This window comes from Arthrobacter sp. alpha11c, from assembly GCF_054149985.1.
The window spans coordinates 1,810,238-1,825,883 of record NZ_CP196747.1; the positions used below are offsets into that span (position 1 = coordinate 1,810,238).

16 protein-coding genes are annotated in these 15,646 nt (G+C 62.3%); 5 read left to right on the plus strand and 11 right to left on the minus strand.

Annotated elements, in window-relative coordinates; all coding sequences use genetic code 11:
* The first annotated feature begins 3 nt into the window (after positions 1-3).
* Complete coding sequence (locus tag ACTAQJ_RS08305) at positions 4-1,347, plus strand: M1 family metallopeptidase (RefSeq protein ID WP_498701671.1); 1,344 nt, start codon at positions 4-6, stop codon at positions 1,345-1,347.
* Here ACTAQJ_RS08305 and ACTAQJ_RS08310 read toward each other — a convergent pair.
* The 5 genes from ACTAQJ_RS08310 to pheS all read right to left on the minus strand — a co-directional run bounded on the left by ACTAQJ_RS08310 (position 1,344) and on the right by pheS (position 7,737).
* Entirely contained in the window at positions 1,344-2,006 is a 663-nt protein-coding gene (locus tag ACTAQJ_RS08310) for a 4'-phosphopantetheinyl transferase family protein (RefSeq protein WP_498701672.1), read from the minus strand. The genes ACTAQJ_RS08305 and ACTAQJ_RS08310 overlap by 4 nt on opposite strands.
* The gene (locus tag ACTAQJ_RS08315; protein WP_498701673.1) at positions 2,003-2,824 is read right to left on the minus strand and encodes a nuclease-related domain-containing protein; all 822 of its coding nucleotides are present in this window, start codon (positions 2,822-2,824) and stop codon (positions 2,003-2,005) included. Before ACTAQJ_RS08315 ends, ACTAQJ_RS08310 begins: the two co-directional genes overlap by 4 nt.
* Before the next feature lie 134 nt (positions 2,825-2,958).
* Complete coding sequence (locus ACTAQJ_RS08320; protein ID WP_498701674.1) at positions 2,959-3,921, minus strand: aldo/keto reductase; 963 nt, start codon at positions 3,919-3,921, stop codon at positions 2,959-2,961.
* Between the two features lie 208 nt (positions 3,922-4,129).
* A complete protein-coding gene (gene pheT / locus ACTAQJ_RS08325; protein ID WP_498701675.1) occupies positions 4,130-6,673 on the minus strand; it encodes a phenylalanine--tRNA ligase subunit beta in 2,544 nt (847 codons plus the stop codon).
* Positions 6,674-6,675: 2 nt separating this feature from the next.
* Complete coding sequence (gene pheS / locus ACTAQJ_RS08330) at positions 6,676-7,737, minus strand: phenylalanine--tRNA ligase subunit alpha (protein ID WP_223936608.1); 1,062 nt, start codon at positions 7,735-7,737, stop codon at positions 6,676-6,678.
* Between the two features lie 163 nt (positions 7,738-7,900).
* Between pheS and ACTAQJ_RS08335 the strand changes: the two genes are divergently transcribed.
* Together ACTAQJ_RS08335 and ACTAQJ_RS08340 are read left to right on the plus strand one after the other, a co-directional pair.
* The gene (locus ACTAQJ_RS08335) at positions 7,901-8,320 is read left to right on the plus strand and encodes a hypothetical protein (protein WP_498701676.1); all 420 of its coding nucleotides are present in this window, start codon (positions 7,901-7,903) and stop codon (positions 8,318-8,320) included.
* On the plus strand, positions 8,317-8,949 hold the full coding sequence (locus ACTAQJ_RS08340) for an SIMPL domain-containing protein (protein WP_498701677.1): 633 nt from the start codon (positions 8,317-8,319) through the stop codon (positions 8,947-8,949). The genes ACTAQJ_RS08335 and ACTAQJ_RS08340 overlap by 4 nt, the downstream gene beginning before the upstream one ends.
* On the opposite strand, the gene pcp is transcribed toward ACTAQJ_RS08340, so the two are convergent.
* Positions 8,918-9,565 carry a pyroglutamyl-peptidase I gene (gene pcp, locus ACTAQJ_RS08345; RefSeq protein WP_498701678.1) on the minus strand — a complete coding sequence of 216 codons (648 nt, stop codon included), beginning with the start codon at positions 9,563-9,565 and terminating at the stop codon, positions 8,918-8,920. The genes ACTAQJ_RS08340 and pcp overlap by 32 nt on opposite strands.
* 77 nt (positions 9,566-9,642) lie before the next feature.
* Here pcp and ACTAQJ_RS08350 point away from each other — a divergent pair, with 77 nt between their 5' ends.
* Positions 9,643-10,737, plus strand: coding sequence for an Rv2578c family radical SAM protein (locus ACTAQJ_RS08350; protein WP_431119534.1), 1,095 nt, complete (start codon positions 9,643-9,645; stop codon positions 10,735-10,737).
* Positions 10,738-10,764: 27 nt separating this feature from the next.
* Here the strand turns inward: ACTAQJ_RS08350 and ACTAQJ_RS08355 are convergent, their stop codons facing one another.
* Positions 10,765-11,199 carry a (deoxy)nucleoside triphosphate pyrophosphohydrolase gene (locus ACTAQJ_RS08355; RefSeq protein ID WP_498701679.1) on the minus strand — a complete coding sequence of 145 codons (435 nt, stop codon included), beginning with the start codon at positions 11,197-11,199 and terminating at the stop codon, positions 10,765-10,767.
* 162 nt (positions 11,200-11,361) lie between these two features.
* Here ACTAQJ_RS08355 and ACTAQJ_RS08360 point away from each other — a divergent pair, with 162 nt between their 5' ends.
* Positions 11,362-12,573 (plus strand): MFS transporter, encoded by a 1,212-nt coding sequence (locus tag ACTAQJ_RS08360; protein WP_498701680.1) that lies wholly within the window; start codon positions 11,362-11,364, stop codon positions 12,571-12,573.
* A 93-nt stretch (positions 12,574-12,666) separates the two neighbouring features.
* On the opposite strand, the gene ACTAQJ_RS08365 is transcribed toward ACTAQJ_RS08360, so the two are convergent.
* From ACTAQJ_RS08365 to rpmI, 4 genes are all read right to left on the minus strand, one after another.
* The gene (locus ACTAQJ_RS08365) at positions 12,667-13,584 is read right to left on the minus strand and encodes a cation diffusion facilitator family transporter (RefSeq protein WP_498701681.1); all 918 of its coding nucleotides are present in this window, start codon (positions 13,582-13,584) and stop codon (positions 12,667-12,669) included.
* A 92-nt stretch (positions 13,585-13,676) separates the two neighbouring features.
* Entirely contained in the window at positions 13,677-14,597 is a 921-nt protein-coding gene (locus ACTAQJ_RS08370; protein WP_498701682.1) for a TrmH family RNA methyltransferase, read from the minus strand.
* A gap of 26 nt (positions 14,598-14,623) precedes the next feature.
* Positions 14,624-15,304 (minus strand): 50S ribosomal protein L20, sunset domain variant, encoded by a 681-nt coding sequence (gene rplT, locus ACTAQJ_RS08375; RefSeq protein ID WP_431119525.1) that lies wholly within the window; start codon positions 15,302-15,304, stop codon positions 14,624-14,626.
* A gap of 119 nt (positions 15,305-15,423) precedes the next feature.
* A complete protein-coding gene (gene rpmI, locus ACTAQJ_RS08380; RefSeq protein ID WP_059387794.1) occupies positions 15,424-15,618 on the minus strand; it encodes a 50S ribosomal protein L35 in 195 nt (64 codons plus the stop codon).
* Positions 15,619-15,646 lie beyond the last annotated feature (28 nt).

Sequence of the window (15,646 nt, forward strand, 5' to 3'; positions counted from 1 at the left end):
ATCATGACGGAACCGATCACCACACTTGTGACCCCTGCTGACCCCTATACCCTGGACCACGGCAGCACTAGCTACCGTGTGGATCGGTATGAATTGGATCTCGATGTCAGGCTCGGCAGTAACAAGCTGATCGGAAAGGCGATCCTCCGCTGCACTGCCCTGGAGCCGGCTTCCCAGATAATCCTGGATCTGGTGGGACTCCGGGCGTCCAAAATCCAGATGGATGGCAAGAAGGTCCAGAAGTTCAGCCAACGGGCCGAACACCTTGTGGTCACCACTGCGTCCCCTTTGAAGGCCGGTCAGCCCTTCATCCTCGAGATCCGTTACGAGGGCAACCCGCAACCGCGCCGAGGCTTGTGGGGCGAGGTTGGCTGGGAAGAACTGAATGACGGCGTCCTGGTGGCCGGCCAGCCCAACGGCGCAGCGTCGTGGTTTCCTTGCAACGATCATCCCCGCAGCAAATCCTCGTTCCGGATTTCAGTGACCACGGATGACAATTACCGGCCGGTGTGCAACGGCCAGCTGGTGTCCCGATCACGAAAATCGAGCCGTGAGACCTGGGTCTACGAACATTCCGAACCCATGGCCACATATCTCGCCACGATGCAGATCGGCCGGTATGTCATGGTCCCGCTCAACCCGGCAGACACCCATCATCGGGTCCCGCAGTTCGCCGCGGTCACCGCAGACATGGCTGACGACGCCCGCCAGGGGCTTCAACGCCAGCCGGACATGATGAAGACCTTTGAGGACTGCTTCGGCCCCTACCCGTTCAGCGATTACACCTCGGTTGTCACCGAAGATGAGTTGGAAATCCCGCTGGAGGCACAGACCGTCTCCATTTTCGGCCGCAATCACATGCGCGGCACGTGGGAGGCCCAACGACTGATCGCCCATGAATTGTCCCACCAGTGGTTTGGCAACTCCCTGACCGTCACCAATTGGAAGGACATCTGGCTCCACGAGGGATTCGCCTGCTACGCCGAGTGGTTGTGGTCCGAGGAGTCCGAAACCATGCCAGTTGCGGCCCGTGCCCTCGCCGCGTGGAAAAAGCTCGACGCCGGGCCGCAGGACCTGCTGGTTGGCGACCCCGGTCCCGAGCTGATGTTCGATGACCGCGTGTACAAGCGAGGCGCCCTTGCTGTCCACGCCGTCCGACTGGCAGCCGGGGACGAAGCGTTCTTCGGGCTCCTGCAGCATTGGACGGAGCGGAACCGGCACGGATCCATTTCCACGGCGGCATTCATCGACGCCGCCGACTCTTTCATTCCGGGGTTTGATGCCGCGGGCATCCTTGGGCCGTGGCTCTACGAGGCAGCACTTCCTTCGCTGCCATCGCCTCTTTAGCCCACGGCCAAGGCGGCGACGAAACCTTCCGGCAGGTCAATGCCCCCACCGCTGTTGCTGTTCAGGTCCCGCAAGCCCGGACGCTCGAGCACATCCACCTCCGCGGGGTTCCTTCGAAGGCCTTCCCCTGTCATCTTCAGCCAGGCCTCCTTGCGCGCCCACAGCCGCGCGCGCTGCCCGGCCCGCTCTTCATCCGGCACTGTCGTGAGGAAGTGCTTTTCCCCTGCTGACAGGGCGACATCGTCAAAGCCCACGAACGCTGCTTGATCAGTCGCATCAAGGTCCACTCCCAGCCGGATCCCAAGCCCTGGATTCACGACGCCGGCCAGCAACAACCAGCCCCGCGCTTTGGATGCGCTCAACGCCAGGGGCGCGGGGGCGCCGTCGAGCATGAAACCGGGACGGCCGTGGTCCTGTCCTTGACCGCACTGAGGGCAGTGATAATCGGGGTTCAACCGGTTCGGGCTTACCTCAAGGAGGGCGGCGGCGAAGCGGTGCAGGGCAACCCGGCCAGCAATGAATTCCTCCCGATCCTTGGCTCTGGCAAACCGCCGTGCCCGTTCCATAGCTGCCTGCCCCAGATCTTGGACGGGAGAGTCCGGAACAGGAACGTCGGCGAGCTTCTGCAGCTCAAGCACAGGGCTTTGCACAGGGGTCACGCAGACCTGAATCGAGCGGCGACCACTTCCAGCACAGTCGCCACATCAACATCGCCGGTTGTCTCCGCCGAAAGCACCTTGACCAGCCGTTTGGGCCACAAGACGTGAACGCCACGAGTCGAGAACGCGCCCCCGATGAGGGGCCAGTCGGCCTCAACAAAGCACAACACGCCCGTGACCGGGATATCTCCGACCAGATTACGAACGACGTCGACTTGTTTGAGCACGCCATCGACCAGTTTCGTGCAATTGCGCCTGCCGACTAGCAGCTTCTCGACGCGTGGGCGAAGGATGCCACCCTCGATCTCCAGTTCAGGCCGTCCCTTGTACCGCTTGGCGTCGATCACCCAGATTCCAGCCGGAGTGATGACGATATGGTCGATATTGGCCTTGGAGCCGGGGATGCCTCGGTCGTGGAGAACAGCCAGAGCATCGGTGGACAGCGCATTTAGCCGTGCGCCGAGGCGTTCCTCACCGATCGCGCCTCGATCCCAGGATTTGGTCTGCGGCCGCTCGTCAGAGAGCGCGACCGCCAGGCCACCGAATCGACCCCACTTCCCGCGAAGCCTTTCCTCGTCCTTCGCCTTGCGGCGAACATATTCGCGTCGAGCGGATGCACCGGCTACTCCGGGCTCAGTGGCCGGTGACTCCAAACCAGGTGGTCCCGTGTAGGGGGACGTAGTTTCCGTAGCCTCGGTGGCACACTCCAAGCAACGGACAGTCTTTGTCTCGCTCTCATAGATCGCTTCTGTCCCGGCCGGAAGAGATACACCGCACAGCCGGCACGCTCCGCCGTATCGGAGCCGCATCTGCTTCATGAGGATACGCGGTGGAACATTGACACGGACCCCGTCGGTTGGTGAATCACGGCGGTTACACCGTGGATACGCTTTGCCATGGCTCAATCCTCACCCACCGCAGGAGTTTTTCCGCCGTGTCGCGCTCACGGCGGTTACAGCCCTGTCAGCGCCGAGACCGCATCCAGCTGCTCCGGGGTGAGCTCGAGGTCCGCTGCCGAGGCGTTGGTGCGGAGCTCGTCGACGGTCTCCGCCCCGACGATCACCGAGGCCACGGCCGGGCGGGAGAGCAGCCACGCCAGTGAGACCTGCTGCATTCCGAGCCCCCATTCTTTGGCCAAACGGTCAAGCTTGTGCGCAACGGCGATCTCTGACTCAGAATATCCGGCTCCGCCGTAGCGCTGGTCCCCTGCAATTTCGCGGTCCAGAACCTTAAGATCCGCGAGCAGGCCGCCGTGCAGCGGCGCGTAGGGAATGATCGACAGACCGAACCGCATGCACGCGGCGCTCAGCTCGCGCTCGACGCTTCGGTCCAGGAGGTTGTACATCACCTGCGCAGCGACTGGAGCGGAGACCAGCCGACGGTCATCGGCGATCCACAGTGACTCGGTGACCTGCCAGGCAGGATGGTTGGACAGTGCGACGTAGCGCAGCTTTCCCTGACGGATCAGGTCGTCGTAGACGGCGAGTGTCTGCTCCAGCGGCGTGTCCGGATCAGGGAAATGCGCGTAATAGAGATCGATGCGGTCTGTGCGCAACCGGCGCAGGCTCTGCTCAACCTGCTGGATGATGTACCGGCGCGAGAGACCGGCATCCGGGTCGAAGCGCCGCTCCCCCGACTTCGTGGCCAGCACCACCTCATCCCGATGACCAGCGAGTGCGCGGCCTAGTATCTCCTCGGCGGACGCCCGCTCCGAGGCAGGCGGGGCACCAGGCCGGTCGAAGGTCGGCGTGGAGCCGTAAACGTCTGCGGTGTCGAAGAAGTTGATGCCCAGGTCCAGGGCTGCTTCGACGACACCATCAGCTTCGTGTGCCCTCGGTGCCACACCGAAGGTCGCGGTGCCCACGCAGATGCGGGAGACACGCACGCCGGTCGGGCCGAGAACGGAGTACTTCATCCTAAGGATTCCCATCTGCGAGTTCGGTCCGACTGGGACGTGGAGCGTTCGTTGAGGACGTCCGTGACGGCTGCTACGAGCCGAGGCTGAGTTTAAACACTAACCAATTGGTCATATTTCGGCACGCCAGCACCGCCGCGTGGGGAGGCAACTGAAAAAAATCCCCGGAACCAGGAGGTTCCGGGGATTTCTTCGCACAGCGAGAGGCCTAGCGCTGGACTGCTCCAAAGCGCTCTGCAGCAACAGCCACGGCGCCAGCGCGGGCCTCTGAGGCCTCGTCCGCAGTGAGCGTGCGGTCAGCGGCACGGAAGCGAAGGCCAAAGGCCAAGGATTTCTTGCCTTCCTCAATGCCCGGTCCAACGTAGACATCGAACAAGGCGACGTCTTCGAGGAGTTCGCCGGCACCTTCACGCAACGCGGCAAGCACCTGGTCAGCCGGCACGTCCTGCGGAACAACCAGCGCCACGTCCTGGGTGGCCACTGGGAATCCGGAGATGTGCTTGGCAACAATGACGTCGGCGGCAGCTTCAAAGAGCGCCTCCACGTTGACCTCAACCGCCACAGAGCGTGCTGGCATGTCGTGGGCTGCGAGAAGCTTCGGGTGCAGCTCACCGGCGTAGCCCACTACGTCGCCGGACCGCAGCGCGAGCTGGGCGGCACGTCCGGGATGGAATGCCTGGTGGCTTCCCTGGCTGACGACAAGTTCAACGCCGAGAACATCCGCGATGAGCCGGGCCACATCCAAAGCATCGGCCCAGTCCCAGGCACGCGGCGTGTGCGTAGCGGCCGCAGGCGAGTCATGGCCAGTCAAGACAGCGGCGATATGCAGCGGCTGGTGCGGGACGCCGTCGTACAGTGCATCCAGTACCTCGTCGGAAGGCTTAACGCCCAGCGGCGGGATGGATTCGGTACCGAGCTTCTCGCCAGGGAGGAAGACAGAGCCCGCCTCGTAAAGTGCCAGGTCACGGAAGCCGCGGGAGTGGTTGCGGCGGGCAACCTCGATCAGACCCGGCAGGATGGACGTACGGAGGTAACCGTGTTCCTCGCTGATGGGATTCGCCAGCTTCAGGGCGGGACGTTCTTCGCCTTCCGCAGGCACGCCGAAGGTGTCGTTGGCTGCCTTGGCCACGAACGGATATGACAAGACTTCCGTCAGTCCGGCATCTGCCAGTGCCTGCACCACGCGGCGCTTCTGCTGCTGGCTGCGGCTCAGGCCACGGCCAGGAGGCGCCACCGGCAGGGTGGCCGGGATGTTGTCATAACCAACCAAGCGGGCAATTTCCTCGGAGAGGTCTTCCTTGGTTTCAAGGTCGTTGCGCCAGCTCGGAGCAGTCACCAGGTAGCCGGTGGCAGTCTTTTCCACGGCAGCACCAAGATCCACCAGGGATGTGGTGATCTGCTCTTCCGTGAAGTCGATGCCGATACGGGCGGCAGCGAACTCGGCCGGCAGTTCAATCGTGACGGCGTCAGGGGCCGTTCCGACGTCGGTACCGGTCTCGTCAGCTGTGCCACCAGCGAGTTCAACCAAAAGGTCCACGACGCGCTGGGCGGCGATACTGGCAACGTGCCAGTCAACGCCGCGCTCGAAACGCTTGGAAGCCTCGGACGGCAGCTTGTGCCGACGACGCGAACGGGCAATCGAGACTTCATCGAAGTGCGCGGCTTCCACCAGGATGTTCGTGGTGGAATCCGAAACCTCGGTGTGGGCACCGCCCATGACCCCGGCGATGCCGATGGCTCCGGAGTCATCAGTGATCAGCAGGTCTTCGACGTCGAGCGTGCGCTCTTTGTCATCCAGGGTGGTGATCTTCTCCCCCGCCACGGCACGGCGGACCACGATGTCGCCCGCAAGCTTGTCGAGGTCGTAGCAGTGGTTTGGCTGGCCGAGCTCAAGCATGACGTAGTTGGAGATATCAACCGGCAGGGAGATGGAACGGACGCCGGCCAGACGAAGACGCGCGGACATCCACGGCGGAGTGGGACGGGAAGCGTCCACGCCACGCACTCTGCGTGCCACGAACCGGTCACAGCCCGGCTTGCCATAGATGGGGGCGTCGTCGTTGAGCTTGACGCCGTAGCCGCCTTGCAGGCTGGCCGGAGCGTTGACCTTGGAGGCCGGGTCAACGAAGGATGTTCCGGTGGCGTGTGCGTACTCACGTGCCACACCACGGATGGAGAAGGCGTAGCCGCGGTCCGGGGTGACGTTGATTTCTGCAGCCTGGTCATAGAGGCCAAGGAGTTTCATCGCGTCCGTGCCGATTTCCGGATCCAGCCCGATCCGTGAGAGGACCAGGATTCCATCGTGGTCATCGCCGATACCCAGTTCGCGAACGGAAGCGATCATGCCTGCGGACAGGTGACCGTAGGTCTTCCGCGCCGAAATCTGGAAGTTTCCGGGCAGCACAGCTCCGGGAAGCGTGACAACAACTTTGTCGCCTTCCACGAAGTTGTGTGCACCACAAATGATGCCCTGCACGCCGGAGGGATCGATTCCCTCGCCAGTCAGGGTCTGTTCCTGCCCTTCAGGGACAACACGGACCTGACACCAGTTGATGGTCTTGCCATTGGATTGCGGTTCCTTGACCAGGCTCAGCACCTGGCCAACCACAATGGGACCCGTGAGTTCATCCGTGGGACGGTGGACTTCTTCTTCTTCAAAACCGACCTTGACCAGGTCCGCCATGACATCTTCGGCCGTAGCATCGGCCGGAACCTGCGCAAATTCGCGCAGCCAGGAAAGTGGGATACGCACTGTTAGATCTCCATCCCGAAGTGCTCGCTGAAACGTACATCGCCCTCGATCATGTCGCGCATATCGCCGACCTCGTTGCGGAACATGAGCGTGCGCTCGATGCCCATGCCGAAGGCAAAACCTGAATAGACGTCCGGATCGATGCCGGCAGCCCGGAGGACGTTGGGGTTGACCATGCCGCAGCCACCCCATTCGATCCAGCGGGGACCACCCTTGGCACCGGGGTGCCAGATGTCCAGCTCAGCAGAGGGCTCGGTGAACGGGAAGTAGTTCGGGCGCAGGCGAATGGAGGCTTCGTCGCCAAACATCTGGCGGGCGAAGTGCTCCAGCGTTCCACGGAGGTCGGCCATGCTCAGGTTCTTATCGATCGCCAGGCCTTCGAACTGGTGGAAGACAGGCGTGTGCGTTGCATCGAGTTCATCCGTGCGGAACACCTTGCCCGGGCACAGCACGTAGATGGGAACTTCGCGCTCCAGCATCGAACGCACCTGCACCGGAGACGTGTGCGTGCGCATGAGCAGGTGTGCCTCGGGAGGCTCCACGAAAAACGTGTCCTGCATTTCACGGGCCGGGTGGTCCGGCTTGAAGTTCAGGGCGTCAAAGTTGAACCACTCGGACTCGACCTCAGGGCCTTCGGCAATTTCCCAGCCCATGCCGACGAAGATGTCCGAAACACGGTCCTGCAGCGTGGACAGCGGATGACGCGCTCCCGCCCGGCGTCGACGCGGAGCAGCCGTGACATCAACGGTTTCCTCCACCAGGATCCGGGCGTCGTTCTCGGCTTCCAGGACTTCGGTCCGGGCTGCGAGCGCTTGGTTGACCCGGCCGCGCGAGGATCCCATGAGCTTTCCGGCCGCAGCCTTGTGCTCCTTGGCGAGGCCACCGATTTCACGGTTGGCCAGGCTCAGGGGCGACTTCTCTCCGGTGTGGGCGAGGCGGACAGCCTTGAGTTCTTCGAGGGAGGAGGCAGCCGCAATCGCGGCGATCGCATCCTCAACGGCGGCGTTGATGGCGGCTTCATCCAGCGGATTCGGGATGGCAGCGCCTGGCAAAGTGTCAGTCATCTACTGTTCTTAGCTACGAGTCGGGAGCGGCCGGCATGGCTGGCCTGCAAAACGAAAGGGCAGTGCTCACCACGGATGGCAGGCACTACCCTTCAGTCTAGTTGAAGCTCACAGGCGCCATTTAACCCCTGGTTTGTGTACGCCACGGGTCTAGCATGGCTTCATGACTCCCGGGCAGCGCTTACGGCAAGTTGCCAACATCCTGAACCTGACCACACCGTTGGGGCTGCTGGTCGCGTGGACGTCCCGATCGCGCATTTCGCGTGGGCCCCGGGGACTGCTGATAGCAGCAGGGTATGCGTGGAAGCTTCCACGCGCCGGGGCGTTTACGGTGGGGAACGTCATCCTCTACCGCGCAGCCCACGGCGTGGCAGGACGCAATGAGCTGCTCCTTGCCCACGAGGAACGGCACAGCACTCAGTACGCCTACTGTCTGGGGTTGCCGTTCCTCGTTTTCTACGGTGTCGCCGCCGGCTGGTCCACGCTGCGTGCGGGCAATCCGGCGTCGAGGAATTTCTTTGAACGGCAAGCTGGACTTGCAGCGGGCGGCTACATTGACAACCGAATCGAGACCGAAGCATGAAACGCACCATTACCGTCACGGGAACGGCGAGCGCCAAGGCAGTTCCGGACCTGGTGACAATGACTTTGGGCGTCGAGACGCGAAGGGAGACTGCATCCAAGGCATATGACGACGCCGGCAAGGCAGCGGCCGCCGTCGCCGCCAGTTTGCGCGCGGCTGGCGTGCAGGATGCAGATCTGCACACCAGCGGCTTAAACCTTCGAGCAGACCTGGTGTGGGTGGAGGGGCAGGGACAGAAGGTCGCTGCCTATGTGGCGTCCACCAATGTGCGCGTCGGCATCCGCTCGCAAACGGACGCGCCTGCCACCATTGCTGCGGCGGTGGCCGCCGGTGGGGACGACATCCGGATCAACGGGATAGAGCAAGGCTTTGCAGATGCCTCTGCGGTCACGAGCCAGGCGCAGGAGGCGGCGTGGCAGGACGCGCTTCAGCGGGCGGAGCAGTACGCGTCCTTGGCGTCCGTCCGGCTGGGCTCGGTGGTTTCCATTTCCCAGCAACCTCTGCCGGGCTCTCCCATTCCGATGGGTGGACTCGTCAGGGCTTCTGCTGCTGAAGCACTTCCCATCCAGGCCGGCGAGTCGTCCGTAGCGGCAAGCGTCACTGTGGAATGGGAACTCTTGAAGCCTTAGGTCCATCCACCGGCGCCTGGACTGCCGTCCGCACGACCACTGCGATGCCAGCAGCCATGGCCTCAAGCGGCATGGACGGCGTCGCGCTCCCCTCGGGTACCTGCTCCGGAATGTAGGGAAGATGGACAAATCCTCCCCGGATGCCGGCCTTGGTTGCGAGGGCATGCATCAGCGCATAGAACACGTGGTTGCAGACATAGGTTCCTGCAGACTGTGAGATCTCACCCTTGATGCCTTCGATCTGCAGGTTCCGTAGCGCGGCTTTGATCGGCAACGTCGAGAAGTAAGCAGCCGGGCCGCCAGGAACCACTTCCTCGTCGATGGGACGCTTGCCCTTGTTATCCGGGATGCGGGCGTCATCGCAATTGATGGCTACACGCTCCAGGGAGACCCTTCCCCGCCCTCCCGCCAATCCAGCGCACACCACGACGTCCGGCGTCAGGGTTTCTACGGCGGCCAGCAGGAGGGTTGCCGCTTCACCGAACACGCAGGGCAGCTCTAAAGCTTCCACCTTGTGCCCCTCCGAACGAAGGATGTCGCGAGCGCGCAGGACAGCCTGCCAGGAAGGATTGACCTTCTCTTCACCAAACGGTTCGAAGCCAGTCAACAGAATCATGGGCCAACCTTAGCAATGTCCGGAATCGACATTCGTAGTGCTTGACATTCGTTCGAACATACATTCGAATGGAGTGCATGAGATGGGACGCACAAGCACTTTCGCCAACGCATGGATCGGCGTCCGAAGGCCTTGACAGTATGGCACCTGGCCCTGCCCCGGCCATGGACGCCCTGCTGCCGCTGGCCGGGCTTGTGCGTTCCATCTCAACACCCGAATTCTCCGGAGTCACCTTCCATGAGGTCACCGCAAAGTCAGTGCTCAACAAGGTGCCTTCCGGTTCCAACATGCCTTTCGAATGGACAGTGAATCCCTACAGGGGCTGCAGCCATGCCTGCGTCTATTGCTTCGCCCGGAAGACGCACACCTACCTGGAGTTCGACGCCGGACGCGACTTCGACTCCCAGGTGGTAGTGAAGATCAACGCTGCAGAGGTCCTTCGGAAGGAACTGGCCAAACCATCGTGGGAACGGCACCAGGTTGCCCTCGGAACCAACACAGACCCCTACCAGCGCGCCGAAGGCCGATACGCGCTGATGCCGGGGATCATCCGGGCCCTCGCCGATTCCGGCACACCGTTTTCCATCCTGACCAAAGGCACGTTGCTTGCCCGGGATATTCCCCTGCTCAAGCATGCGGCGACCCAGGTTCCAGTGGACCTGGGCATCTCACTGGCCATGACCAACGAGGACCTTGCCGAGATTGTTGAGCCCGGCACCCCCTCGCCGAGAGCCCGCCTCAAGCTCATTGCGCGGCTACGTGAGGCAGGTCTGGGTTGCGGAGTCATGGCCATGCCCATTCTGCCTTGGCTCACGGATTCAGACGAAGCCCTTGAGTCCTTGTTCTCAGAACTCTCCAAGGCCGGCGCCACGGGCGTCACTGCAGGAGCCCTCTACCTCAAGCCCGGTACACGTGAGTGGTACATGAAGTGGCTCGCCGCCCACCATCCCGAACTTGTAGGACGGTACCGTCGCCTGTACGGGCAGGGATCGTATGCGTCAAAAGAGTACCGCTCCTGGTTGTCGGCCAGGATCAATCACTTCAAAGCCAAGCATGGCTTTACCGGAACGCAAGGCTTCAGCCACCGCAATGCCCGGCCAGCCACCACTCCAGCTTCGGGCACGGATGATGCCTTTGGGGCGGCGCTGCCAGGGCAGGATCCACTTTTCTAAGCCGCTGGGCCACTGCAGTAACGGCAGCTACGCCCGCGCAGTCACGCGTTCCAGCAACGCCCGGACTATAGGGAAGTCAGCCGGGATCCAGGCAAGGCCAAGAGCTTCTTCGTCATCAACCAGGGATACCCAACGCAGCTCGTCGTGATCCTCAAGGGCACGAGGTGTGCCTTCAGCGAGTTCCGCCAACCAGACACGCATTGCCGCGCGCTCATTGAGGGGCCACCCCTCGGCCTCACCGGACTCCAGCTCCGGCCCGAGCCGAACAGTAACTCCCAACTCCTCCGCAAGCTCCCGATGAAGGGCAGCTTCGGCCGACTCGCCCTCCTCTACTTTGCCGCCGGGAAATTCCCACATTCCGGCGAACTGCGGCGGCGCAGTCCGACGTGCTACAAGGAGTCGGGCCGGGGCGTCCAGGGAGTCGACGACGGCGGCGCCCACCACGTTTATCAATCCAGTCACTGAAACAGTCTATGGGTGTGGGAATCATGGGCATCGTCACATAGCGACGTCAAGACTGGGCATCGTCACATAGCGACGTCAAGACACGGTCACAGGACTAAGCTTGTTATCGGATTTTCTCCACCTTTTCCCAGCCCTCAAGGCACCTCACGAAGCAGGCTCATGACTATCACCGTGTCCCCACCCGCCGTCGCCAAAAAAGCAAGGCGCCACCTAGGCTTGGCTATCCTCGCGCTGGCCACGGGCGGGTTCGCCATCGGCACCACCGAGTTCGCCATGATGGGTCTTCTCAAGGAAATTGAGGAAGGACTGGGCATCAGCACTCCCGAGGCTGGCAACCTCATCTCCGCCTATGCCTTGGGCGTTGTCATCGGAGCGCCCATCTTCGCTGCGTTCGGGGCCAAACTTCCCAGGAAGCACCTGGCGCTGGGTTTGATGCTGTTCCTCTCCATCGCCAACCTGACCTCTTTCATTGCTCCTGACTACGGTTTTATGCTGCTCTCCCGCTTCGCTTCCGGGCTCCCCCATGGAGCATTCTTTGGTGTGGCTGCTGTCATCGCTGCCGGCTTGGTGGCACCCACAAAACGCGGTTGGGCCATCTCCATGGTGATGGCAGGCCTCACAGTCTCCAACGTCATCGGCGTGCCTCTGGCCACCTGGGTGGGGCAGACCTTCGGCTGGCGCCTTCTGTTCATCATCGTGGGGGTCATAGGCCTGCTGACCGTGGTCATGGTCTGGAAATTCGTCCCCTTCGAACCAGCGCACCCTGAGGCGAGTATTCGACGCGAACTCGGTGCCCTCAAACGGCTTCAGGTATGGCTTGCTTTGCTGATCGGCATCATTGGCTTTGGTGGATTCTTCGCCGTCTACACCTACATCGCGCACACCATGACGGGCGTGGCAGGCATACCCGAAAGCCTCATTCCGGCAGTGGTGGCGCTTTATGGGCTAGGCATGGTTGCGGGCAACATCATCGGTGGCCGCATTGCAGATAAGTCCGTTATGGGCACCATCTACTGGGTCATGCCGGGCATCGCCGGAGCATTGGTGGTTTACGCCATCGCAGCCCACTGGGCTTGGTCCGCTTTCATCATGGCCTTCGTCGTTGGTGGCATAGGCTCCATGCTCACGCCAGCGTTGCAGACTCGCCTCCTGGATGCCGCCCCAGGCGCAGCCTCGCTCGCTTCGTCGCTGAACCACTCCGCCCTCAACATTGCCAATGCCCTGGGGGCCTTCCTCGGCGGGACCGTGATCGCCTGGGGTTGGGGCTACGTGGCTCCGGCCCTCGTGGGTGCGGTCCTGGCCATCCTCGGCTTGGGAGTTGCCATCATCAGCGGGCTGCTGGAACGCAAGAAGCCGCTGGCTACCTCATGAATCGCTAGAGCGTAATCCACCTGCTGGATACCGCTGCAAAGAAAGATGGGCTCTTCAACGTGAAGAGCCCATCTTTGGTTAATGCTGACCTGACTACGCCTGGACGCGCTCAACATCGGGTTCAAGGTAGATGACCCGCGCGATCGGTACGGCCGCCCGGATCCGTTGCTCGGCGTCGTCAATCACCCGGGCAATTGCTTGACCGGTATCGGCGGCACCCATGGTGATCTTGGCGGCAACCAGCAGTTCCTCCGGACCCAGGTGCATGGTCTTGAGATGGATGATCCGGGTGCCATCCGCCTGCAGTGCCTCCGTGATGCGTGCGACGTCGTCTTTGGTGGCCGACTCACCCAGCAGGAGCGATTTGGTCTCGACCGCAAGGATGACGGCGATGGCGACAAGCAGCAGGCCGATCATGGCTGTACCGAAGGCGTCCCAGATGCCATCGCCGGTTACGAGGGTCATGCTGACACCGAAGAGCGCGAACACCAGGCCCAGCAAGGCGCCGAAGTCTTCCAGGAGGATCACCGGCAGCTCGGGCTGCTTGGCGTTGCGGATGAACTTGGCCCACGTCTGCTTGCCACGGATATGGTTCGATTCCACAATGGCGGTTCGGAAGGAGAATGACTCGGCAACGATGGCGCCAACCAGGACGGCCAACGGCACCCACCAGAAGTCGCCTTCGATGCCGTGCGGGTGCTGGAACTTCTCCCACGCTTCGTACAGGGCAAAGAGGCCGCCCACGCTGAACAAGACGATGGAGACGATGAACGCGTAGATGTACCGCTCGCGGCCGTAACCAAAGGGGTGCTCGGGGCTTGCCGCACGCTGTGCGCGCTTGCCACCTACCAGGAGAAGGAGCTGGTTGCCGGAGTCAGCTACCGAGTGAATGGCCTCAGCGAGCATGGACGATGACATCGTCAGGACGAATGCAACGAACTTCAGGACAGCGATGGTCAGGTTCGCGGCGAGCGCCGCCACGATCGCGTTGGTACCGCCACTTGCAGCCACGAAAGCTTCACCTCTTCGGTTTTGGGAAAGTTTGGAATGGGCCAGGAAGAGTCGTCATCGTGACGATCTTGCAAGAAATACCGTACCGGGCGTCAGGCTATTTCTACATTCCGGACCCCGGCGCCCTGCTGCGAACGGGCGCTTGCATAGAGGCAAACGGTGGCGGCTGTACCCAGATTCAAGCTCTCGGCTGCGCCATAAACAGGCACGGCTACGCGGTGATCCGCGAGTGCCAGTTCGGCATCGGACAGCCCTTGAGCTTCGTTCCCGAACAACCATGCTGTGGGTGCTTCAAGGGCGTAAGCAGAGGCCACAGAGCCATTTCCCAGCCTCCGGGCAGCATTCTCGTCCTGGAGCTGGTCCAGGTTTACTGTCCCGTAGCCGTCGGCAGCCAGGACCCCTATCCCCTGTTCCCGGCAGCGCCCTACGAGATCTTCAACATCAGCCCCCAGGACCACCGGCAGGTGGAACAACGAACCGGCCGTGGACCGCACCGCCTTGGGGTTGTAGATGTCCACGCTTGAACCCGTCAGGATCACAGCGTCGGCACCTGCAGCGTCGGCCGCGCGCAAAACTGTGCCTGCATTGCCGGGGTCCCGGACCTGGCACATCACCGCAATAAGACGAGGACCGGCGTCGAGGACTGATTCGAGGCTGACATCCACAAAACTACACACGGCAACAATGCCCTGCGGGTTGACGGTGTCCGCCATGGCTGCCAGGACGTCGTCGCTGGCCAGCCGAAGCTGTGTTCCTTCTGCAAGGTCTGCGAGTTCCGGGAGCCGCTCCAGGCAGGCCTCGCTCGCAAAGACTTCATGCACGACGGCGGAACCCCCTGCCGCAGTGCGCTCCCGGTGAAGGGTCAAAGCCTCGCGAACCGCCTGTGGACCCTCAGCCAGGAAACGGCCGCGCTTTAAACGGGCCGGGCGCCCGGCAAGCTTGGCGACGTCCCTCACCCGATCTGCTCGGGGGTTGGTCATCGGAAAGTCTTGCGGGCGCCCGGTTTGGTTCATATAAAGAACTTTAGTGGCAGTTGCGACTAGTTCTTGATCTGCTGGCGGGCTTCGCCGCCGGCCGGCTCGAAGCCAGCAGCCTTTGCAGCCTCAACCGTGGAGAACCAGTATTCAGCAGCAGTGTTCTCGTACCAAGTGGAACCCGGTACGTGGTACTTCTTGGACTCGGCGTTGCCCTTGATGGCATGGCCTTCCGGAGCACCTTCGCCCTCAACGGCAGCAATGGCGCCATCGATGGCCGGCTTCTCGGAGACAGAAGCCTTGACAGCCGTTGCGGTAGCAGCAGCCGGAGCAACCTTGGCAGCCTTCGGAGCTGCAACCTCGGCCTTGGCAGCCGGAGCAGACGTGTCGGCCGGGAGGGCAGCCTTGGCGATGTTCACCAGTGCAGCGAATGCGTTGGCGTCCGAAACAGCCAGTTCGGCCAGCATGCGGCGGTCAACCTCAACCTCAGCGGCCTTCAGGCCCTGGATCAGGCGGTTGTAGGTGAGGCCGTTGGCGCGGGATGCAGCGTTGATGCGCTGGATCCAGAGGCGACGGAAGTCGCCCTTCTTCTTGCGGCGGTCGCCGTAGCTGTACACAAACGAGTGCAGCAGCTGCTCTTTGGCCTTGCGGTACAGGCGCGAACGCTGACCGCGGTAACCCTTGGCGCGTTCGAGGATAACCCGGCGCTTCTTGTGGGCGTTTACCGCCCGCTTCACACGTGCCACGTGCGTACTCCTTCAGAAATCTTTATCCCAAGCTGCTACTGCCGGAAATCCGGCCGGCCTGAGAAGGCTTTTGGTGTAGTCGGCCGCTACCGGATGGCAGCAACCAAAGAACTTGGAACTTAGACGCCGAGCATCTTCTTGATGACCTTGGCATCGCCCTTGAAGACGATCTTGTCGCCGGCGAGGCGACGGGTCAGCGTGGAGGACTTGTGCTCCAGGTAGTGGCGGCGGTTGGCCTGCTGACGCTTCAGCTTGCCGGTACCGGTCAGCTTGAAGCGCTTCTTAGCACCGCTGTGGGTCTTCATCTTCGGCATGGGAACCGATCTCCTTACGTGTCCACGG

What these genes read in the sequence shown, in the direction of transcription:
- ACTAQJ_RS08305 (WP_498701671.1), top strand. Translation starts at nt 4, where the DNA reads ATGACGGAACCGATCACCACACTTGTGACCCCTGCTGACCCCTATACC.
- ACTAQJ_RS08320 (WP_498701674.1), bottom strand. Translation starts at nt 3,921, where the DNA reads ATGAAGTACTCCGTTCTCGGCCCGACCGGCGTGCGTGTCTCCCGCATC.
- ACTAQJ_RS08335 (WP_498701676.1), top strand. Translation starts at nt 7,901, where the DNA reads ATGACTCCCGGGCAGCGCTTACGGCAAGTTGCCAACATCCTGAACCTG.
- ACTAQJ_RS08315 (WP_498701673.1), bottom strand. Translation starts at nt 2,824, where the DNA reads ATGAAGCAGATGCGGCTCCGATACGGCGGAGCGTGCCGGCTGTGCGGT.
- rpmI (WP_059387794.1), bottom strand. Translation starts at nt 15,618, where the DNA reads ATGCCGAAGATGAAGACCCACAGCGGTGCTAAGAAGCGCTTCAAGCTG.
- pheS (WP_223936608.1), bottom strand. Translation starts at nt 7,737, where the DNA reads ATGACTGACACTTTGCCAGGCGCTGCCATCCCGAATCCGCTGGATGAA.
- ACTAQJ_RS08370 (WP_498701682.1), bottom strand. Translation starts at nt 14,597, where the DNA reads ATGAACCAAACCGGGCGCCCGCAAGACTTTCCGATGACCAACCCCCGA.
- pcp (WP_498701678.1), bottom strand. Translation starts at nt 9,565, where the DNA reads ATGATTCTGTTGACTGGCTTCGAACCGTTTGGTGAAGAGAAGGTCAAT.
- ACTAQJ_RS08360 (WP_498701680.1), top strand. Translation starts at nt 11,362, where the DNA reads ATGACTATCACCGTGTCCCCACCCGCCGTCGCCAAAAAAGCAAGGCGC.
- ACTAQJ_RS08340 (WP_498701677.1), top strand. Translation starts at nt 8,317, where the DNA reads ATGAAACGCACCATTACCGTCACGGGAACGGCGAGCGCCAAGGCAGTT.
- ACTAQJ_RS08350 (WP_431119534.1), top strand. Translation starts at nt 9,643, where the DNA reads ATGAGATGGGACGCACAAGCACTTTCGCCAACGCATGGATCGGCGTCC.